Origin of the sequence: Sulfitobacter sp. 1A12056 (assembly GCF_043558125.1) — a bacterium.
Lineage (GTDB): Bacteria > Pseudomonadota > Alphaproteobacteria > Rhodobacterales > Rhodobacteraceae > Sulfitobacter > Sulfitobacter faviae.
The window spans coordinates 1-20,459 of sequence record NZ_JBIFFY010000006.1; the positions used below are offsets into that span (position 1 = coordinate 1).

Genomic DNA, 20,459 nt, shown 5'->3' on the forward strand with positions numbered 1-20,459 from the left:
TGGCGCGGTTGACGGGGCTCGAACCCGCGACCCCCGGCGTGACAGGCCGGTACTCTAACCAACTGAGCTACAACCGCCCGCTGCACTCTCCAGGTCGCCCCGGAGCGTTTGGGTGTTCTATGGTGAGGGCGCTCCGCCGTCAAGCGCGGTTTGCGCGAAAATGTGAAATTTTCGTAAGTTGTTTTTGGGGCGTTTGATGGGCTGGGTTTGAGGCCGAAAATCGGGTGATTTTCGCGGAGGGATCGGGCCGCTTTTGCTTGGCCGCCCCGATGGTCGGGGCTGACGAAGGCTATGGCTTGGAATACTGCTATGCCGCGGAGGCATTGAGCTGATGGCCCAACATCAATCGCTGAACGAGAGGGAAATGCTGCGTCGTGAGAGGCTCGAACTCCCGACCCAGACTGACCGCGCAGCGGGCGGGCGTCGGTCGGGCTCACCACTGGGGCAGCCGGTTGATCCAAATAAATAGGTTGGAGGGATGGTGGGTCGTGAGAGGCTCGAACTCCCGACATCTTCGGTGTAAACGAAGCGCTCTACCAACTGAGCTAACGACCCGACTTGGACCTGATAGCCCAAGGTGGGGGCGGGCTTCAAGCCTATAATGTCAGCCTTTCTTGCTGACCGTTCTCAAGACGGAAAACCACCCCCTGCCCGCCTTGCATCTCCCGCAGCGCGGCAGGCGTGCGGCCCAGTAAAATAAGACGCAACATGCGCGATGTGATGCCGTGGGTGATCAGCACATGGGGGCCGGTCAGGCTGTCCAGAAAGCGCTGGCAGCGCTTATGCAGCGCCGCGAATCCCTCCCCCTCGGGGGCGTGTTCATAAAGATCGTAGGAATCACGCGCGGCGGGGGTTTGGCGCAGCAACGTCTCGCGCGGCATTCCGGCCCAAGCGCCGATGCCGATCTCCCCCAAACGAGGATCAGGCGCAGCCTTTAGCCCCGTCCCTGCCAGCGCGATTTCGGCTGTGACCACCGCCCGCCCCTGCGGGCTGCTGAGCGCCGAGAACCCCGCTAGATTGCAGCGTTTCAGAATAGCATTCTGCGCCGCGGCCTGTTCGCGCCCCCGCTCGGTCAGCGGGGAATCGAAATGCCCTTGGAGCCGATTGGCGAGGTTCCACTCCGTCTCCCCATGGCGCAGGATATAGAGCGTCGTGTAACGGCTCATGCGGGAGCTTCCAAGATGCGCTCGGTCCTGTTCTCCAACAGATAGACGCAGCCCTGCCGGTTGCTGAGCCGACCGGCCTCTGCCGCATCGACGCCGCATACCTCTGCGCGAAGCACCTGCCCCCAGAGCCCGTGGGCGACCAGCACCGTCGGCGCGGTCAAACTGTCGAGCACCGCCCGTATCCGCCCACGAAAGGCCGCCAGCCCCTCCCCGCCCGGCGCGGCGGCGTAGATCTCCAACGGGGCCGGGGCGCGGGCAGCGAGGTTGGGGTGCGCGGCGAATATCCCATCCCGGGTTGCCCCCTGCCAATCGCCTGCATGGATTTCTTTCAGCCGGGCATCCGTTTGGAAAGCGGCCCCATTCAACGCAATCCGCGCCGTCTGCTGCGCGCGGCCAAGCGGAGAGACGAGGATATCCGGCTTTTGCGCAAGGATCGCTGGCATGATCTGCGCTTGTCGCTCGGCTTCAGCGATGCCCTGATCGGTCAGCGGTGAATCGAGATGTCCTTGCAGACGAAACGCGCGATTCCACTCGGTCTGCCCGTGGCGCAGGAACCAGATTTTAGGATGTGCCGACATGCTCTCTCCGCCCGTGGTGCCCGTGGTATGGGCCGATGGGGATAAGGATCACTCCGACGCAGAGAAGGCAAGCCATGGGACATGGGCGCAGGCTCGAGGCAGCCAACTCATTTAACGCGAACTAGGGGGAAAATGGTGGGTGATAAGAGATTTGAACTCCTGACATCTTCGATGTGAACGAAGCGCTCTACCACTGAGCTAATCACCCTTGCGGGGCGAAGTAGCCAATTGCGGCGCGTCTTGCAAGAGGGTTTGGCGCAAAAACTGTCGCGAGATGCGGCGGGCCCTGCCCCACGGTGGATACGAAAAACGCGCGCCCCGAAAGGCGCGCGTTGATGACATTCTGACAGGCCGTTCGCCTTAATGCGTGGTCGTGGCGTCCACGCCTGCGGCACGGGCCTTCATCGCGGCGGCCTCGGCTGCCTCTTGGGCGGCTTCGTCCCAATCGATCGCTTTTGGCTTGCTCACCAGCGCATGCTCCAGAACTTCCGAAACATGGCCCACCGGGATGATGGTCAGCCCCTCTTTGACGTTGTCGGGGATGTCCGGCAGGTCTTTCTCGTTCTCCTTGGGGATCAGCACCGTGGTGATGCCGCCGCGCAGGGCCGCGAGAAGTTTCTCCTTCAATCCGCCGATCGGCATCGCGTTGCCGCGCAAGCTGACCTCGCCGGTCATGGCGATGTCGCGCCGCACCGGGATCTGCGTTAGCACCGAGACGATCGAGGTGACCATCGCCAGACCGGCCGAGGGACCATCCTTGGGCGTGGCGCCATCGGGCACGTGGACGTGGATGTCCAGCGTGTCGAACTTCGGCGGTTTGACCCCGATCTGCGGCGAGATCGACCGGACGTAAGAGCTTGCCGCGTCGATGCTTTCCTTCATCACGTCGCCCAGCTTACCGGTGGTCTTCATCCGACCCTTACCCGGCAGGCGCAGCGCTTCGATCGACAGAAGCTCGCCCCCAACGGAGGTATAGGCCAGCCCGGTCACAACACCGATCTGGTCCTTCTCCTCGGCCAGACCAAAGCGGTGCTTGCGCACGCCAAGGAAGTCTTCCAGGTTGTCGCCGGTGACGGTGACGCTCTCGGCCTCTTTCTTGACGATCTTGGTCAGCGACTTGCGCGCCACCTTGGCAATCTCGCGCTCAAGGTTCCGCACGCCGGCCTCACGGGTGTAGTAGCGGATCATGCCGGTCAGAGCAGAATCCTCGATTTTGAATTCCTTCTCCTTCAGGCCGTGGTTCTTGATCTGCTTGGCCACCAGATGCTGCTTGGCGATCTCGCGCTTCTCGTCCTCGGTGTAGCCCGAGAGCGGAATGATCTCCATCCGGTCGAGCAGCGGGCCGGGCATGTTGTAGCTGTTCGAGGTGGTCAGGAACATCACGTTCGACAGGTCGTATTCCACTTCGAGATAGTGGTCCACGAAGGTGCCGTTCTGCTCCGGGTCGAGCACTTCGAGCATGGCCGAGGCCGGATCGCCACGGAAGTCCTGACCCATCTTGTCGATTTCGTCGAGCAGGATGAGCGGGTTCGTGGTCTTGGCCTTCTTCAGCGCCTGAATGATCTTGCCGGGCATGGAGCCGATGTAGGTCCGGCGGTGGCCGCGGATCTCGGATTCGTCGCGCACGCCGCCGAGCGAGATGCGGATGAACTCGCGCCCCGTGGCCTTGGCGACCGATTTGCCAAGGGAGGTCTTGCCGACGCCCGGAGGGCCGACGAGGCACATGATCGGGCCTTTCATCTTGGTCGAGCGCTGCTGCACGGCCAGATACTCGACAATGCGCTCCTTGACCTTCTCAAGGCCATAGTGATCGTCATCCAGCACTTTTTGCGCGCGGCCCAAGTCTTTCTTCACGCGGGACTTCACGCCCCACGGGATCGACAGCATCCAGTCGAGGTAGTTACGCACCACGGTGGCTTCGGCCGACATTGGCGACATGTTCTTGAGCTTCTTCAGCTCGGCCTCGGCCTTTTCGCGGGCTTCCTTGCTCAGCTTGGTCTCGGCGATCTTGGCTTCAAGCTCGGCGACTTCGTTCTTGCCGTCCTCGCCGTCACCCAGCTCCTGCTGGATCGCCTTCATCTGTTCATTCAGATAGTACTCGCGCTGTGTCCGCTCCATCTGCGACTTCACGCGGGTCTTGATCTTCTTCTCGACCTGCAGCACCGACATTTCGCCCTGCATCAGGCCGTAAACCTTCTCAAGCCGCTCGGAGATGCTCAGCGTCTCCAGCAAGTCCTGCTTCTGCTCGACCTCGATGCCGAGGTGACCGGCCACGAGATCGGCCAGACGCGCAGGCTCGGCGCTTTCGCCAACGGCGGCAAGCGCTTCTTCGGGAACGTTCTTCTTGACCTTGGCGTAGCGCTCGAACTCATCAGCCACGGTGCGCAAGAGCGCCTCCGTGGTGGCCGCGTCACCCGGCATCTCGGTCAGATACTCGGCGCGGGCTTCGAAGAAATTGTCGTTCTCAAGGTATTCGGTGATGCGCACCCGCGCTTGGCCTTCGACCAGCACTTTCACGGTGCCATCGGGCAGTTTCAGCAGTTGCAGCACATTGGCCAGCACACCGGCCTTGTAGATGCCGGATGTGTCGGGATCATCCTCGGCTGGGTCGATCTGGCTCGACAGCAGGATTTGTTTATCGTCCGCCATCACCTCTTCAAGGGCACGGACGGATTTCTCGCGGCCAACGAAAAGCGGCACGATCATGTGGGGAAACACGACGATGTCGCGCAGCGGAAGCACCGGGTAGGATGCGTTCAGTGGCTCTAACATGCTCAATTCCTTATCTTAGCAAGACATCCGGGCCCCTGTCATAGGCGGCCTCTGACATCCCCTCTTCTGGACAGGACATGTGTGCATCCCATCCGCCTGTTTCAATCCCTTGCGGGCTATTCGGCCGCCATCATCGCGCTTCGGCGGGGTGGAGGCAAGCGCGCGATGGGGTGAATTCGCCCCAATTGCACGCGTCGTAAGAAAGGGGCGCCGCGCGGGCGCCCCTGTTCGGTCAGGCTTCGGCCTGTTCCAGCGTCGGATAATCGGTAAAGCCTTCACGCCCACCGCCGTAGTAGGTATCGGTATCGCCCTCGTTCAGCGGCCCGTTCATCTGCCAGCGGCGCGGCAGATCGGGGTTCGCGATGAAGGGGCGGCCCACGGCAATCAGATCGGCCTTATCCTCGGCCACGGCCTTGATCGCCATCTCGCGGTCATAGCCGTTGTTGGCCATGTAAGGCCCGTCAAAGAGCGCCCGCAGCGCGGCGATGCTTTCGCCTTCATCCAACTCGCGCGAACCGCCTGTCGCCCCTTCGACAAGGTGCAGATAGGACAGGTTGTACCGGTTCAGCCCCTTCACGACATACTCAAAGGTCTCTTGCGGATTGGCGTCTTCGATCCCGTTGGCGGGCGAAAAGGGCGAGAGGCGCAGCCCCACACGTTCGCCGCCCCAGACTTCCGTCACCGCATCCAGCACCTCGAACAGCAGCCGCGCGCGGTTTTCCACGCTGCCGCCATAGGCGTCCTCGCGTTTGTTGCTGCCGGTTTTGAGGAATTGGTCCAGCAGATAGCCATTGGCCCCGTGAACCTCGACCCCGTCGAAGCCTGCTTTCTTGGCCATCTCGGCGGCATGGGCATAGTCGGCGACCAGACGCGGCATCTCATCCAATTCAAGCGCGCGTGGCTCGGAGGTATCCTCGAACCCGTTGGCGGTGAAGGTTTTCACGCCAGCGCCGATAGCAGAAGGCGCGACAGGCTTGCCGCCGTTGGGTTGTAGGGAGGTGTGGCTGATCCGGCCCACATGCCAAAGCTGGATGACGATCCGCCCACCTTCGGCATGGACCGCGTCGGTCACCTTGCGCCACGCGGCGACCTGGCCCTCGCTATGAATGCCGGGGGTCTGGAAATAGCCCTTGCCCTCGGGGCTGATCTGGGTGGCTTCGGTGATGATGATGCCCGCACCGGCCCGCTGGCGATAATAATCGACATGCATGTCCGAGACTTCGCCGGTCTCATTATCCGCGCGGTTGCGCGTCAGGGGGGCCATCACCAAACGGTTCTCGGCCGCGATCTCACCGGCGGTGAAAGGGGTAAAAAGCTTCTCGGTCATATTCGGGCCTTTCCTTGCAATAGAATGTGCAAGGCACCTAAGACCCCGCCACCTTGCAGCAAGGATCATCCGCACAAATTCCCGTGAGGCCGAAGCGCCCGCCCCTCAGAGCGGGTCGATGTCGCCCTGTTCGCGGCCTGCGTGGAAATCGGCCTGCCACTGGGTGAACCGCCCCGCCGCGGTGGCTGCGCGCATGCCGGCCATGATGTCTTGGTAGTATTGCAGGTTGTGCCATGTCAGCAGCATGGACGAGATGATCTCTTGGCTGCGGAAGACGTGATGCAGATAGGCGCGCGAATAGTTGCGGCAGGCCGGGCAGCTGCAATTCTCATCCAGCGGGCGCGGATCATCCTGATGCCGCGCGTTCTTGATGTTGAGCACGCCCATCCGGGTAAAGACCTGCCCCGTACGGCCAGAGCGTGAGGGCAGCACACAGTCCATCATGTCGATGCCGCGCGCCACGGCACCGACGATATCGTCGGGCTTGCCCACGCCCATCAGGTAGCGCGGCTTGTCCTCGGGCAGCATGTCGGTCGAGAAATCCAAGGTAGAGAACATCGCCTGCTGCCCCTCCCCCACGGCCAGGCCACCGACGGCATAGCCGTCAAAGCCGATCTCGCGCAGCGCCTCGGCGCTTTCTTGGCGGAAGTCTTCTTCCAACCCGCCTTGCTGGATGCCGAACAACATGTGACCGGGGCGGTCGCCAAAGGCCTCTCGGCTGCGCTTGGCCCAGCGCATCGACAGACGCATGCTTTCGGCGATGCGGTCCCGGTCGGCGGGCAGCGCCGGGCATTCATCGAAACACATGACAATGTCGGAACCCAGAAGCTCCTGAATCTCCATCGAGCGCTCCGGCGTGATCTCATGTTTGGAGCCGTCGATGTGGCTTTTGAAAGTCACGCCGCGTTCGGTCAGCTTGCGCAGGCCGGCAAGGCTCATCACCTGAAAACCGCCACTGTCGGTCAGGATCGGCTTGTCCCAATTCATGAACTTATGCAGCCCGCCCAAGGCGGCCACACGCTCTGCCGTAGGGCGCAGCATCAGGTGGTAGGTATTGCCCAGCAGAATGTCCGCGCCGGTGGAGGCCACGCTCTCGGGCATCATCGCCTTAACCGTCGCTGCTGTGCCCACCGGCATGAAGGCAGGCGTGCGGATCTCGCCGCGCGGGGTTTGGATCACGCCGCTGCGTGCCTTGCCGTCCTGCGCGTGTTTGGTGAATCCGGTGCTGGTCATACGATGCCCTCTCTGCCTGCGACTGGCGCGATAAACCAGTGGCGGGAAACATGCAATAAAGCTGAAATAGCCGAGATTGCACGAGAATGGTATCGTTCAAAGGATAACGGGCTTGGTGCTTGGCCGGGCTGGATCGCCGCCGCTTGATCACCCCCAACGCATTCCTGCGCACGCTTTGAAGCCAGCAATCCAACTATGCGCGGCTCGCTACGCGCAACCTCAACGCAGCCCGAACGCCCGCAAATAGCGTTTCAAAGCGCCGCGTAGCCTTGAATTGCCCGAACCCCCGCTACATTGCGCTATCCATGCAGCGGCTTGCCTTACTCCCACGCGCTTTCGCGACTGTGTTTCCTCGTTTTCTGGGGGCCTTCGTGCTGGCGATTGCGCTGCTGACGGGGGCCGCCACCGGGCAGGCGCAGGAGAAATGGTTCCAAACAACCGAGCTGAACCCCGGCCTGCCGCCACCGCCTGAGACGCTGGACCGCGGCACACCGATGGCCGCGTTAGAAAGCTTCATCTACCTCACCGACAATGGGCACTATTCGGACGCGGCCCATATCCTTGACCTGTCGGACCTGCCGCAAGGGGATCAGGCGGTTATTGGGGCCGAGCGCGCTTTTCAACTTTCCGTCCTGATGGAGCGCAAGGTCGTCGTGCCATGGCGCAGGCTGGCGGACCGGCCCGACGGCTGGCTCTCAGGCTCGGCCGAGGACAATGACACCGGGCGCGTGCGCCGTTCGCTCTTGATCGACCGTCTGGAACTGGGCGGCCATGACGTGCCACTGCGGCTCAACCGGATCAAACCCGGTGAGGATGCTGAGCCTGTCTGGGTCTTCTCGCGCCAAAGCATCGACAACATTCCGCATCTCCACGCGCAGTATGGCCCCACGGACCTTGAGACGATGCTGCCCGACTGGCTGCGCATCCGCGCCTTTTGGGGCATGTACCTCTGGGAAGTGCTGTTCCTGCCCCTTCTCATGGCGGTCGCACTCACAGCCGGTTGGTTCGCCTTCAGCATCATGCGCCGCCTTGGGCAGGCCGCCAAACGCCGCTGGATGCGCTTTGTGCTCCGCTCCTTCCGCTGGCCCGCCGCCATCGTGCTTTGCGCCGCGATCATCGGCACGGCCACCAGTCGGGTCTTGGTCGTCTCGGGCTTTATCGACGCGGTGCTGAGCCCGATTTTGCTGATCGCCTATGTTACCGCCGCCGCCCTCGCCATTGTCTTTACCTTTGACGAGATCTTTGACCGGATCAGCCCCAACAACGCCTATGAGCTTGCCGATCCGATGAACGCCCATATGCGCTCCATCGCCACGACAATCGCGGCGGCGCGTAAAGGGGTGATTGTGATCGCCGTGCTGGTCGCCTCGGGGGTGATCCTCGTCTCCAGCAATGCGGACAACACCCTTGGCCTGTCGCTGCTGGCCTCTGCCGGTGCGGTGACCATCGTCTTGGGTTTCGCCGCGCGTGAGGTTCTGGGCAATATCCTCGCCTCTATCCAGATTGCGCTGAACCGCTCTGCACGGATCGGGGATCAGCTGATCTTCGAAGGGCATTTCTGCACCGTTGAGCAAATTCACTTTACTTACGTGCAACTGCTCAACTGGAACGGCACCCGGCTGATCGTGCCGGTCAGCTATTTCGTCTCCGACGCCTTTGAAAACTGGTCGATCGAGGATCACGCCATGGTGCGCCCCATCATTCTGACCCTGTCGCAAAACGCCGATGTGGCAGCCCTGCGCCGCGTGTTCTTTGACCTCTTGGCCCGCGAAGACCCCGATGATGTCAAACCGATGGACAAGGCCAAGGTGCATGTGCTCGACCAAGATGCCTTTGGCATCAAGGTGCGCTTCGAGTTGCCCACCGACAATGCCGCCACCTTTTGGGATATCGAATGCCGCGTGCGCGAGGAACTTCTTGCCGCCGCCGCGCGGATGGAGAAAGAAGACGACGTCCGCATGTTGCCCCCCGCCCCCGCGGATATGGGCACCCCCTGACATCGCGCCGCTTGATGCAGCCCCTGCCGCAGGTTAGGCAGGCAGACCAATGACCTAAGGAGCAGGCAATGGAAAAACTCACATTCGGTTGGGAAGAATGGGTTGCCCTGCCCGATCTTGGCCTGCCCGCGATCAAAGCAAAAGTCGACACCGGCGCGCGCACCTCGGCGCTGCATGCCCATGACATCGAAGTTTTCGGCCCCGCCTCCAAGCCCAAGGTGCGGTTCAACGTGCATCCCATTTCCGGGCGCGAGGATATCTCGATCACCTGTTCCGCCCCGATCATTGACCGGCGCGAGGTGACCTCTTCCAACGGCGAATCCGAGCAACGTTTCGTCATCGCCACCACGCTTGAGGTCGGCGGCCAAAGCTGGCCCATCGACGTGACCCTGACCAACCGGGGCACCATGACCAGCCGCATGCTGCTGGGCCGTCAGGCGCTGACCGAACATATCAACATCTCGGCCACCGAACGACGGCTGCAACCTGACCTGAATTACGACGTTTACCACACCGCCAGCCTACGCCACAAAGCGCCGCAGCGCGCCCTGCGCATTGCCGTGCTAAGCCGGGAAGACAACTATTCCACCCGCCGGCTGGTCGAGGTGGGCGAAGCGCGCGGCCATGTGGTTGAGGTGATCGACACCACGCGCTGCTATATGGCGATCAACCAACTGGCCCCCGAGGTGCATTACGACGGCAAGCGCCTGCCGCGCTACGACGCGGTGATCCCGCGCATCGGCGCGTCGATCACCCCCTATGGCACCGCCGTGATCCGCCAGTTCGAAACGATCGGCACCTATTGCGTCAACGGCTCGGCCGGGATCACCGCGAGCCGCGACAAGCTGCATGCGCATCAGGTCTTGGCCGCCAAGCGCATTGGCATGCCGACCACGGCCTTTGCCGCATCGCCGAAAGACACCTCCAACCTGATGGCATTGGTGGGCACCGCGCCGCTGATCGTGAAGCTGCTGGAGTCGACCCAAGGCAAGGGCGTCGTGCTGGCAGAAACCAAGAAGGCCGCCGAGAGTGTGATCGACGCCTTCCGTGGCCTGCGCGCCAACTTCCTCGTGCAGGATTTCGTCAAGGAAGCCGCCGGTGAAGACATCCGCTGTCTCGTGGTGGCGGGCAAGGTCGTGGCCTCTATGAAACGCACGGGCGCCGAGGGGGACTTCCGCTCAAACCTGCACCGGGGCGGCTCGGCCAAGGTCGTGCGCATCTCGAAAGAGGAACGCGATACCGCCGTGCGCGCCGCCCGGGCCTTTGGCCTTGGCATCGCCGGGGTCGATCTGCTGCGGTCGGAAAGCGGGCCAAAGGTGCTTGAGGTCAACTCCTCCCCCGGTTTCGAGGGGATCGAGAATGCCACCAAGAAAGACATCGTCGGCAAGGTCTATGACGAGATCGAAGCCCGTGTGAAGCCACAGCCCGCGCGGCGCCGCAAAGGGGGATAACGCGGGCGGCAGCGGCCCCTCACGGTGCGGGGCCACTTTACGCCTCTGCCCGCGATCCCTATATAAAAAGTCGAGAATGATGCGAGGCAAGAGATGACCGAACAGACCCAACCACTCGAAGGGACACCGCTGATTGCGCCCTCTTCCACCGACCACCCGCTTTACGAGCAGGTCGTTGAGGCTTGTCGCACGGTCTATGACCCTGAGATCCCGGTGAATATCTATGAACTGGGGCTGATCTACACCATCGACATCAACGACGAGAATGAAGTCGACATCAAGATGTCGTTGACCGCGCCCGGCTGCCCCGTGGCCGGTGAGATGCCCGGCTGGGTTGCCGATGCGGTTGAGCCGATCGCCGGGGTCAAGCAGGTCAATGTGGCACTGGTTTGGGAGCCGCCTTGGGGCATGGATATGATGTCTGACGAAGCCCGTCTCGAACTGGGCTTCATGTAACCGACAGTTTCGCAGCGCGAACAAAAGACGCCGTCGATGTAACTCATCGGCGGCGTTTTCTTTTGGCCGCTTCCCGCCGAGCGGGTTCACCGCGGATTGTTCATTTGACTGACATGATCCGGTCGTGAAACCGTTACATCGGGCACCCATAGAAGCCCCAGAACTTCATTCACGAACGGATAACATTATGCGAACACTTGTTTCTCTCGCCGCTCTGGCCCTCGCGCCCGGCATGGCACTGGCCGAGACCCACGCCGCCGCGACACCGGTGGAATACGGCCCCCGCCCGGCCTATCTGGTGGACAAGCTGCCCGAGGGCGCATTGAAGGACAAGCTGGCCTCCTGCATGGGGCAAGACGCCACCAAAACCGATTTCTCCATCGGCCACCGTGGCGCGCCGCTGATGTTTCCTGAGCATACTGTGCAATCCAACGTCGCCGCCGCGCGTATGGGCGCGGGCATTCTGGAATGCGACGTGACCTTTACCGCCGATCATGAACTGGTCTGCCGCCACGCCCAGAACGACCTGCACACCACGACGAACATCCTCGTCTCCGATCTGGCCGAGAAATGCACCACCGGCTTCACTGCCGCGTCGGGTGACACGCCCGCCAGCGCCGAATGCCGCACCTCCGACATCACCTTGGCCGAATTCCGCACCCTGACGCCCAAGATGGACAGCGCCGACAAGACCGCCACCACCGCCGAAGACTATCAGGGCGGCGTCGCGAATTGGCGCACCGAGCTTTACAGCGACAAGGCCGATCTGATGACCCATGCGGAATCGATCGAACTGTTCAAATCTCTGGGCGCCAAGTTCACGCCAGAGCTGAAATCCCCCTCCGTCGAGATGCCGCATGAGGGTTTCTCTCAGGAAGACTACGCGCAGAAGCTGGTGGATGAATATGTCGCCGCAGGCATCCCCGCCTCCGACGTTTGGCCGCAGTCCTTCAACCTCGAAGACGTGCTTTACTGGATTGAGAACACACCGGAATTCGGCAAACAGGCCGTCTATCTGGTGCAATGGTCCGATGGTTTCGATGAGCAAAACCCCGAGACTTGGGCCGAAGATTTCGCTGATCTGAAAGCCAAGGGCGTGAACTACCTCGCCCCCTCGCTCAACATGATGCTGACCAATAAGGACGGCGCCATTGCCGCATCCGAATACGCCATGGCCGCGAAAGAAGCAGGGCTGATCCTGATCGCATGGACGCTGGAGCGTTCCGGCCCGCTCGCCTCGGGTGGCGGTTGGTACTTCCAGTCGGTCAATGACATCGTGAAAGACGACAGCGACTATCTGGTGGCGCTGGATGTGCTGGCCAAAGACGTGGGCGTGGCCGGTGTCTTCTCTGACTGGCCCGCGACCGTGACCTATTATGCGAACTGCATGGGCCTCTGATCGGTCCTAGCCGTTAGAACGCCATCAGGGCCACCCCCTTTCGGGCGGCCCTTTTCCGTGGCCGGGCTTGCATGGATTTCACCTTCCTGCGACATTGCGGGAAACAAGGGGCAAGCCATGGAAACTTGGGCAATTTTTACCGGCGATATCGTGAAATCCTCTGCGATGAGCCGGGCGGAGTTGGATGCCATTTTCGCGCGCCTTGATGATGCCGCCGAGGCGCTGACTGCTTGGCAAGGCCAGCCCGCCCGGATGACCCGTTTTCGCGGAGATGGCTGGCAGATGGCCGTGGCGCCCACTTTCACCTTCCGCGCAGCCCTCGTCCTACGCGCCACCGTGCGCCGCTGCGGCAAGACCGCCGACACCCGCTTTGGCATCGGTATCGGCCCCGCGCATTTCGCAGGTAACGACCTATCCCGCGCGGACGGAGCGGCCTTGGTCAGCTCCGGCCACGCGCTCGACAACATGCCCCGCGCGCGCCGCATGCATGCACCCGACGCCCCCCTCGCCCTGCGCACGGCCCTACCGCTCGCCGACCGGATCGCGGGCGGCTGGACCAAGCGCCAAGCCGAGGTCGCCTACTACATGCTGGCCCCCGACCCGCCCGTCCAAGCAGAGCTTGCGCGGCAGTTTGATCTGACACAGCAAAGTGTGCAGGGCCATGTGGAGGCGGCGGGGATAGATGAGTTGCGGGAGGTCTGCGAGGTACTCGAGGCGCCCAAAACAGCCCTTTAAGCCTGTTTTACCGAATTACAGCCAAATTAGACTGTTAAACACCATAAGAAAACACTTGTCCCGGCTCGCCATGGCTTTTCAAATGGACGCCATCACCAACTACCGGAATTTCTATGACCGAACAGGCCATCGCCACCGCTCTCGCCTGCCTGATCGCTCACTTGCTGGCCGATTTCGTTTTTCAAACCAATGCGATGGTCGCCGCCAAGCGCAAGCCGCAAGTGCTACTGCTCCACGGCGCTATCGTCTTTGCCCTGACCGCATTGGCCCTCGGCGGCAATTTGATCCCCGCCGCCCTCCTCGCGCTTGCCCATACCGCAATTGATGCGCTCAAGACCTACGCCGTGCCGGCGCACCAGCGCGACCGGCTTTGGTCCTACCTTACCGATCAACTCGCCCATCTCATCACCATCGTAGCCCTTGTCCACTATGCCCCCGACGCCTTTGCCCGCGGCATCTGGGCCGACCACAGCAGCATGCTCATCCCGCCCGCCCTGTTTATCGCGGGGCTGATCACCGCGACGCTCGCAGGCGGTCCCGCCGTGGGTGGTTTGATGCTGCCGCACAAGGCGCAGGCCCAACCGGATGGGTTGGAGAATGCGGGCCGGATGATCGGCCTGCTGGAACGCGCGTTGATCTTTCTAATGGTCATGATCGGCGAGCCTGCGGGCATCGGTTTTCTCATCGCGGCAAAGTCGATTCTGCGCTTTGACACCGTGAAAAAGAACCAGAAGATAAGCGAATACGTGATTATCGGCACGCTAGCCTCATTCGGCTGGGCGCTCATCGCGGCCTTTGCCACCAAGGCGGCAATGAATTCCTTCTGACGGCTTGAGATCGCCGCGCCGCACCCCTATCTTGGCGGCATAGGAGATTTGTGATGTTTGGCATTCCCGGCAAGCAAGCCGTTACCATGACCCCCAAAGCCGCTGGCCAGATTGCGAAGTTGATGCAATCGGCGGGCCACGCAGGGCTGCGCATCGGCGTCAAGAAAGGCGGCTGTGCGGGCATGGAATATACCATGGAATACGTCGAAGCGACCGACCCCAACGATGAGGTGGTCGAGCAGGACGGCGCGCGGGTGATGATCGCCCCCATGGCGCAGATGTTCCTTTTCGGCACCGAGATCGACTATGAAACGACGCTGCTCGAGTCCGGTTTCAAATTCCGCAATCCCAATGTGACCGAAGCCTGCGGCTGCGGCGAATCGATTAAATTCGACGAAAGCCTCGGCGCGAAGTAAGCGCGCCGATCGGCCCCGGCCTTGACGAAAGGCTGCGGGCCTGCGAACTGATCTGGCAACAGTAACAGATCAGGACGGAACCGATGCGCCCCAAAATCGCCGCCGGCAACTGGAAAATGAACGGCACCGCCGCCGCGTTGACAGAGCTTCACAGCCTTGCCACCGGCCTGCCCGAAAACCCGCCGCAGGTCGTGATCTGCCCGCCCAGCACCCTCCTCTTTCGCGCCACCGACGCCACCCATGGCAGCCCGATCCAGATCGGCGCACAGGATTGCCATGCCGAAGAAGCGGGCGCCTACACGGGCGATATCTCTGCCGCGATGGTTGCCGACAGCGGGGCCAGCCATGTGATCCTCGGCCATTCCGAGCGCCGCGATGCCCACCGCGAGACTGACGCCGATGTACAAGCCAAGGCACGGGCCGCATGGGGTGCCGGTCTCACCGCCATCATCTGCATCGGCGAAAGCGAAGCCGAACGGGACGCGGGCCAAACGCTCGACATTATCGGCGCGCAGCTCGACGGCTCCCTCCCGGATACCGTGGAGGCCGGGAACACCGTCATCGCTTATGAGCCGATTTGGGCCATCGGCACCGGCAAGGTCCCTAGCATTGCGCAGATCAAAGAGGTGCATGACTTCATCCGCACCCGCCTGATCGACCGTTTCGGCGCGGAGATCGGCAATGCGCTCCCCCTGCTCTACGGCGGTTCGGTAAAGGCTGCCAATGCGGTCGAAATCTTCGCGGTCGAAAACGTCGATGGCGCACTGGTCGGCGGGGCCAGCCTCAAGGCCGAGGATTTCGCGCCCATCGTGACGGCCCTCGCCCAGTCTTAACACAATGCGAGGCGGCGGAGCCCTCCGCCGCACCACCTTGCTACAACGGCAGCATCGTCGTCGATTTGATCTCTTCCATCGACAAAAGCGCCGTGACGTTATGCACCTTCACCTCTGAAATCAGCGCCTGATAAAAGACATCATAAGCCCGCGCGTTCTTGACCCGCACCTTTAGGATATAGTCGATATCCCCCGCCAGACGGTGCGCCTCCTGCACCTCGGGCCGGTCTTTCAACGCCTGCAAAAACGCTGCCTGCCAAGCCGCCTCATGCTCTGACGTGCGGATCAGGACAAAGAAACAGGCCTCGAACCCAAGCGCTTCGGAATCCAGCACCACGGTCTGTTGGCCGATGACCCCGGCTTCGCGCAGCTTGCGTATCCGATTCCACACCGGCGTTTTCGAAGACCCCACTTCACGGGCAATATCGTCCAGCGATTGGCTCGCATCCCGTTGCAGCTGCGCCAAAATCTTCCGGTCGGTCTCATCAATTCGGACAGTCATTCTCTTCTCTCTCGTCCCGGCAGGACGTTCACACTCAACCTGCGGCCAAAGCGAACGCATGTTCTTATCTGCGCCAGCATATAGCCAATTATCGGGAATATTTCCTATATAAGAGGTCACGTCAAACAGAATACAGGGCGCATCATGGATCACTTTCCCATCTTCCTCGCCACCCGCGGGCAAAAGATCCTCCTCTCCGGCGGCGGCGAAGCCGCTCTGGCCAAGTTGCGCCTGCTGATGAAAACCAAGGCGGCGCTGCATGTCTTCGCCCCCGACCCGGCGGCAGAGATTGTCGAGTGGCAGGGGGCGGGCAAGCTCACCCTGCACCGCCGCGCCCTTACTGCCGCCGATCTGCCCGGCGCGCGGCTGTTCTACGCGGCGGATGAAGATGACGCGCTGGATGCTGAAAACGCCGCGCTGGCCCATGCGGCGGGCGTGCTGGTCAATATCGTCGACAACCTGCATGACAGCGAATTCATCACCCCCGCCATCGTCGACCGCGACCCGGTGACCGTGGCCATCGGCACCGAAGGTGCCGCCCCGGTGCTGGCCCGCGCCATCAAGGCCGATTTGGAAGAGCGTCTGCCCGTCACCCTCGGCCCGCTGGCGCGCATCGGCAAAGGCTTTCGCAAGCTGGCCGATGCCCTGCCCATGGGCCGCGCGCGCCGTGATTTCTGGCGGGAGTATTATTTCGCCACCGGCCCCCGCGCCATGGCTGAGGGCGAGGATACCGTGCGCCCGGCGCTGAAAACCCTGCTGCACACCCACCTCACCCGCAAAGCCCGCGCAGGCCATGTGGCCTTTGTTGGCGGTGGCCCGGGCGACCCGGAACTGCTGACGCTCAAGGCCCGCCGCGCGCTGGATGAGGCCGATGTGGTCATCTACGACCGGCTGATCAGCCCCGAGATCCTCGAACTTGCCCGCCGCGAGGCGCTGATGATCGACGTCGGCAAAGAGGGTTTCGGCCCCTCCACTGCCCAAGAGCATATCAATGCCCTGCTGGTCGAACATGCCCAGAGCGGTGCGCAGGTCGTGCGGCTGAAATCCGGCGATGCCACAGTCTTCGGTCGTCTGGACGAAGAGATCGACGCAGTCGACGCCCATGGTATCGGCTGGCACATCGTGCCCGGCATCACCGCCGCCTCCGCCGCCGTGGCGGGCATCGGGCAGAGCTTGACCAAACGGGGGCGCAATGCCTCGGTCCGGTTCCTCACCGGGCATGACATGAAAGGTTTCGCCGATCACGACTGGGCTGCCCTCGCGCGCCCGAATGAAGTCGCCGCTATCTATATGGGCAAGAAATCCGCCCGTTTTGTCCAAGGCCGCCTGCTGATGCACGGCGCCGACCGCGCAACACCCGTCACCGTGATCGAAAACGCCTCGCGCGCCGATCAGCGGGTGCTGTCGACCACGCTGAACGATCTGCCGCGCGATCTCGCCGATGCCGAAATGACCGGCCCCGCGCTCACCTTCTACGGCCTCGCCCCGCGCGCCGCCGTCCAAGTTGCCACCGAAACCCCGCTAGAGGAGCTGGCCTGACATGCCCAAACCCTTCACCCCCAAGGTCATCACCGCCAATGCGCTGCTCGAAGGCGATGTCGTCTATCAAACCGCCACCGGCTGGACCCGCAAACTGAGTGAAGCCGAAGTCCTCACCGATGAGGCCGACGCCGACCTGCGCCTGATCGACGCACTAAGCCAGCAGGATTTGGTCGTCGGCGTCTACCTCGCGGATGTGGCCCCCGAAGCAGGCGGCCCCCGCCCCACCCATTTCCGCGAAGAGTTCCGCGCCACCGGCCCCTCGAACTACGCCCACGGCAAACAGGAGACCGTCTGATGTACAGCTACACCGACTTCGACGACAAATTCCTCGCCGAGCGCAACGCCCAGTTCCGCGCCCAAGTCGAGCGCCGCATCGACGGCTCGCTCACCGAGGATGAGTTCAAACCTCTGCGCCTGATGAACGGCCTCTACCTGCAACTGCACGCCTATATGCTGCGCGTGGCAATCCCCTATGGCACGCTCAACAGCGCCCAGATGGACCAACTCGCCTATATCGCCGAGAAATGGGACAAGGGCTACGGCCACTTCACCACCCGTCAGAACATCCAGTACAACTGGCCCGAATTGCGCGATGTGCCCGATATGCTCGACGCGCTGGCCGAGGTGAAACTGCATGCGATCCAGACCTCCGGCAACACGATCCGCAACGTGACGGCGGACCATTTCGCCGGCGCCGCCGCCGATGAGGTCGCCGATCCCCGCCCCGTGGCCGAGTTGATCCGCCAGTGGTCCACCGACCACCCGGAATTCCAGTTCCTGCCGCGCAAGTTCAAGGTCGCCGTCACCGGCGCCGCCGCCGACCGTGCGGTGATCAAGGCCCATGACATCGGCCTGCGCATTGTCGAGCATGACGGCGAACAGGGTTTCGAAGTCATCGTCGGCGGCGGTCTTGGCCGCACCCCGATGATCGGCAAGGTGCTCTATGAATTTGTCAGCGCCGACGATCTGCTGCCCACGCTCGAAGCCATCGTCAGCGTCTACAACGTGCTGGGCCGCCGCGACAACAAGTACAAGGCGCGCATCAAGATCACCGTCCACGAGAACGGCATCGAAGACATCCGCGCCCGGGTCGACGCGCAATATGCGCTGATCCGCGACCAGTTCACCGGCGTCGACCAGCAAATGCTGTCGCGTATCGAAGCCGATTTCGCAGCACCCGCGTTCAAAACAGCCTCCCTCGGGGCCTTTGAGACCGCCTATACCAACGATCCGGCCTTCCGCGCCTGGGCCGATACCAACCTCGCCGCGCACCGCGTGCCGGGCTATGCCATCGTCTCGATCAGCCTCAAGGCCCATGGCGCCACGCCGGGCGACGCGACGGCAGACCAGATGCGCGTGATGGCCGACCTCGCCCGCCGCTTCGGCCATGACGAGCTGCGCATCAGCCATGAGCAGAACGTGATCCTGCCCCATGTGCACCGCAGCGACCTGCCCGAACTGCACGCCGCGCTGAAAGAGGCAAAACTCGCCACCGCCAACATCGGCTTGATCTCGGACATCATCGCCTGCCCCGGCATGGATTACTGCGCGCTGGCCACCGCGCGTTCCATCCCCATCGCGCAGGAAATCGCCACCCGTTTCGACGAGCTGAAGCTCGAACATGACGTGGGCCCGCTCAAGATCAAAATCTCCGGCTGCATCAACGCCTGCGGCCACCACCACGTGGGCCACATCGGCATCCTCGGCCTCGACCGCGCGGGCGTAGAGAACTACCAGATCACGCTCGGCGGCGACGGCACAGAGGACGCGAGCCTCGGCACCCGCACCGGCCCCGGCTTCTCGGCCGAGGAGATCATCCCGGCCATCGAACGCCTTGTGCTGGGCTACCTCGACCTGCGCAACGATCCCGCCGAGACCTTCTTGCAAGCCTACCGCCGCCTCGGCCTCGCGCCTTTCAAAGCGGTGCTCTACCCCGAGACGGCCAATAAGGACCGGGCCAATGCCGCTTGACACCCCTGAACTTCATCCTTTCTCAAATACCGCTGCGCCGCCCCCCGAGGGGCTACGCGCGGTCGAGGAAAAGGTGGCACGGCTCAACGCCGAGTTGCGCCACCACGGGGCGACGGATGTGATCCGCCGCGCCGATGCGGAGATCGAGAACCTCACCCTCGTCTCCAGCTTTGGCGCGGAATCGGTGGCGCTGTTGCACCTCGCCTCCATGGTCTCGCGGGACATCCCGGTGCTCTTCATCGATACCGAGATGCTCTTTGCCGAAACGCTCGTCTACCAACAGGAACTGAGCGAGCGCCTCGGTCTGCGCAATGTCACCACCCTGCGCAGCGCAGAAATCGCAGCACAGGATCCCGATGGCACGCTGCATCAGTATGACACCGATGCCTGCTGCGCCCTGCGCAAGACCCGGCCTCTCCAGAGCGCACTTGCGGGCTATGACGGCTGGATCACCGGACGTAAACGTTTTCAATCGGGCAGCCGCGCGGCCTTGGAGTTTTTTGAGACCGAGATCCCCGAAGACGGTGCCGCACCGCGCATCAAGGTGAACCCGCTGGCCTATTGGGCCACGTCCGACGTGAGCGATTACATCACCGAAAACCGCCTGCCCCGGCATCCGCTGGTGGCCAAGGGCTACCCATCGATCGGCTGCGCGCCCTGCACCTCGCCCGTGGCCCCGGGCGAAGACCCGCGCGCCGGGCGCTGGCGCGATCAGAACAAAGAAGAATGCGGCATCCACTTTGTGAACGGCAAAGTGGTCCGAACAGGAGACAAATCATGAGCGTACTCGTCACCGACACAGGCTTCACCACCGACGACTGGACCCAAGGCTATAGCGAGGATGGCGCCGCGAACGATTGCCGCGCCGTCGATCTGGCCTCTGACGCCGATGCCCATGCCCTCACCCTGACCCCGGCGCTTGAGATGATCCGCGTCGATTTCCCCTCTTTCGCGGATGGGCGCGGCTTTACCATCGCCCGCGTTCTGCGCCTGCGCGGCTACACGGGCCGCCTACGCGCCCGCGGGCATGTGCTGGCCGACCAATACGCCATGGCGCGCCGCGCCGGGTTCGATGAGGTCGAGATCGACGAGGATCTGGCCGCCCGCCAGCCTGAAGACCAATGGCGCGCCCGCGCCGATTGGCAGGCCCATGACTATCAGTCTCGCCTGCGCGGTGCCGCATCCGGACCGGCGACCGCGGCCAAATAGGCCGCTTCATTGCCCTCCCCCCTTCCTTGCCATAAGTAGAGGCCG

The 20,459-nt window shown here is 62.7% G+C and carries 19 protein-coding genes and 3 tRNA genes; 13 read left to right on the forward strand and 9 right to left on the reverse strand.

Going from position 1 to position 20,459, the window contains the following annotated elements; translation table 11 throughout:
- From ACGYLD_RS12110 to tgt, 8 genes are all read right to left on the reverse strand, one after another.
- A tRNA-Asp gene (locus ACGYLD_RS12110) sits at nt 1-77 on the reverse strand.
- Nucleotides 78-479: 402 nt separating this feature from the next.
- Nucleotides 480-555 (reverse strand) — tRNA-Val (locus ACGYLD_RS12115).
- 41 nt (nt 556-596) lie between these two features.
- Nucleotides 597-1,166 (reverse strand): histidine phosphatase family protein, encoded by a 570-nt coding sequence (locus tag ACGYLD_RS12120; RefSeq protein ID WP_271693486.1) that lies wholly within the window; start codon nt 1,164-1,166, stop codon nt 597-599.
- Complete coding sequence (locus tag ACGYLD_RS12125; protein WP_271693485.1) at nt 1,163-1,744, reverse strand: histidine phosphatase family protein; 582 nt, start codon at nt 1,742-1,744, stop codon at nt 1,163-1,165. Before ACGYLD_RS12125 ends, ACGYLD_RS12120 begins: the two co-directional genes overlap by 4 nt.
- A gap of 133 nt (nt 1,745-1,877) precedes the next feature.
- Nucleotides 1,878-1,952, reverse strand: a tRNA-Val gene (locus ACGYLD_RS12130).
- Nucleotides 1,953-2,104: 152 nt separating this feature from the next.
- Nucleotides 2,105-4,516 carry an endopeptidase La gene (lon, locus tag ACGYLD_RS12135; protein WP_394402688.1) on the reverse strand — a complete coding sequence of 804 codons (2,412 nt, stop codon included), beginning with the start codon at nt 4,514-4,516 and terminating at the stop codon, nt 2,105-2,107.
- Between the two features lie 232 nt (nt 4,517-4,748).
- Nucleotides 4,749-5,843 carry an alkene reductase gene (locus tag ACGYLD_RS12140; RefSeq protein ID WP_394402690.1) on the reverse strand — a complete coding sequence of 365 codons (1,095 nt, stop codon included), beginning with the start codon at nt 5,841-5,843 and terminating at the stop codon, nt 4,749-4,751.
- 105 nt (nt 5,844-5,948) lie between these two features.
- Nucleotides 5,949-7,076: a tRNA guanosine(34) transglycosylase Tgt gene (gene tgt / locus ACGYLD_RS12145; protein WP_394402692.1), complete on the reverse strand. Its 1,128-nt coding sequence runs from the start codon at nt 7,074-7,076 to the stop codon at nt 5,949-5,951.
- A gap of 344 nt (nt 7,077-7,420) precedes the next feature.
- On the opposite strand from tgt, the gene ACGYLD_RS12150 reads away from it, so the two are divergent.
- The 8 genes from ACGYLD_RS12150 to tpiA all read left to right on the forward strand — a co-directional run bounded on the left by ACGYLD_RS12150 (nt 7,421) and on the right by tpiA (nt 15,190).
- Nucleotides 7,421-9,073 carry a mechanosensitive ion channel family protein gene (locus tag ACGYLD_RS12150; RefSeq protein ID WP_271693482.1) on the forward strand — a complete coding sequence of 551 codons (1,653 nt, stop codon included), beginning with the start codon at nt 7,421-7,423 and terminating at the stop codon, nt 9,071-9,073.
- Between the two features lie 68 nt (nt 9,074-9,141).
- Complete coding sequence (rimK, locus tag ACGYLD_RS12155) at nt 9,142-10,524, forward strand: 30S ribosomal protein S6--L-glutamate ligase (RefSeq protein ID WP_271693481.1); 1,383 nt, start codon at nt 9,142-9,144, stop codon at nt 10,522-10,524.
- A 93-nt stretch (nt 10,525-10,617) separates the two neighbouring features.
- A complete protein-coding gene (locus ACGYLD_RS12160) occupies nt 10,618-10,980 on the forward strand; it encodes an SUF system Fe-S cluster assembly protein (RefSeq protein WP_209218051.1) in 363 nt (120 codons plus the stop codon).
- A 187-nt stretch (nt 10,981-11,167) separates the two neighbouring features.
- On the forward strand, nt 11,168-12,379 hold the full coding sequence (locus ACGYLD_RS12165) for a glycerophosphodiester phosphodiesterase family protein (RefSeq protein ID WP_271693480.1): 1,212 nt from the start codon (nt 11,168-11,170) through the stop codon (nt 12,377-12,379).
- A gap of 117 nt (nt 12,380-12,496) precedes the next feature.
- Nucleotides 12,497-13,114, forward strand: coding sequence for a hypothetical protein (locus ACGYLD_RS12170; RefSeq protein ID WP_271693479.1), 618 nt, complete (start codon nt 12,497-12,499; stop codon nt 13,112-13,114).
- Nucleotides 13,115-13,227: 113 nt separating this feature from the next.
- Entirely contained in the window at nt 13,228-13,941 is a 714-nt protein-coding gene (locus tag ACGYLD_RS12175; RefSeq protein ID WP_271693478.1) for a DUF3307 domain-containing protein, read from the forward strand.
- A gap of 53 nt (nt 13,942-13,994) precedes the next feature.
- Nucleotides 13,995-14,357: an iron-sulfur cluster assembly accessory protein gene (locus tag ACGYLD_RS12180; protein ID WP_067265014.1), complete on the forward strand. Its 363-nt coding sequence runs from the start codon at nt 13,995-13,997 to the stop codon at nt 14,355-14,357.
- Between the two features lie 83 nt (nt 14,358-14,440).
- Nucleotides 14,441-15,190 (forward strand): triose-phosphate isomerase, encoded by a 750-nt coding sequence (tpiA, locus tag ACGYLD_RS12185; RefSeq protein WP_394402695.1) that lies wholly within the window; start codon nt 14,441-14,443, stop codon nt 15,188-15,190.
- A gap of 40 nt (nt 15,191-15,230) precedes the next feature.
- Here tpiA and ACGYLD_RS12190 read toward each other — a convergent pair whose 3' ends face one another.
- Nucleotides 15,231-15,692 (reverse strand): Lrp/AsnC family transcriptional regulator, encoded by a 462-nt coding sequence (locus ACGYLD_RS12190; RefSeq protein ID WP_067265010.1) that lies wholly within the window; start codon nt 15,690-15,692, stop codon nt 15,231-15,233.
- A 144-nt stretch (nt 15,693-15,836) separates the two neighbouring features.
- Between ACGYLD_RS12190 and cysG the strand changes: the two genes are divergently transcribed.
- The 5 genes from cysG to ACGYLD_RS12215 are packed head-to-tail and all read left to right on the forward strand — an operon-like array spanning nt 15,837 to nt 20,414.
- The gene (gene cysG, locus ACGYLD_RS12195; protein ID WP_271693476.1) at nt 15,837-17,231 is read left to right on the forward strand and encodes a siroheme synthase CysG; all 1,395 of its coding nucleotides are present in this window, start codon (nt 15,837-15,839) and stop codon (nt 17,229-17,231) included.
- A gap of 1 nt (nt 17,232) precedes the next feature.
- Nucleotides 17,233-17,529, forward strand: a complete 297-nt coding sequence (locus tag ACGYLD_RS12200; RefSeq protein WP_136720162.1) for a DUF2849 domain-containing protein — start codon at nt 17,233-17,235, stop codon at nt 17,527-17,529.
- Entirely contained in the window at nt 17,529-19,205 is a 1,677-nt protein-coding gene (locus tag ACGYLD_RS12205; protein ID WP_394402697.1) for a nitrite/sulfite reductase, read from the forward strand. Before ACGYLD_RS12200 ends, ACGYLD_RS12205 begins: the two co-directional genes overlap by 1 nt.
- Nucleotides 19,195-19,986 (forward strand): phosphoadenylyl-sulfate reductase, encoded by a 792-nt coding sequence (locus ACGYLD_RS12210; RefSeq protein ID WP_271693474.1) that lies wholly within the window; start codon nt 19,195-19,197, stop codon nt 19,984-19,986. Before ACGYLD_RS12205 ends, ACGYLD_RS12210 begins: the two co-directional genes overlap by 11 nt.
- Complete coding sequence (locus ACGYLD_RS12215) at nt 19,983-20,414, forward strand: DUF934 domain-containing protein (protein ID WP_271693473.1); 432 nt, start codon at nt 19,983-19,985, stop codon at nt 20,412-20,414. Before ACGYLD_RS12210 ends, ACGYLD_RS12215 begins: the two co-directional genes overlap by 4 nt.
- Nucleotides 20,415-20,459: the final 45 nt, after the last annotated feature.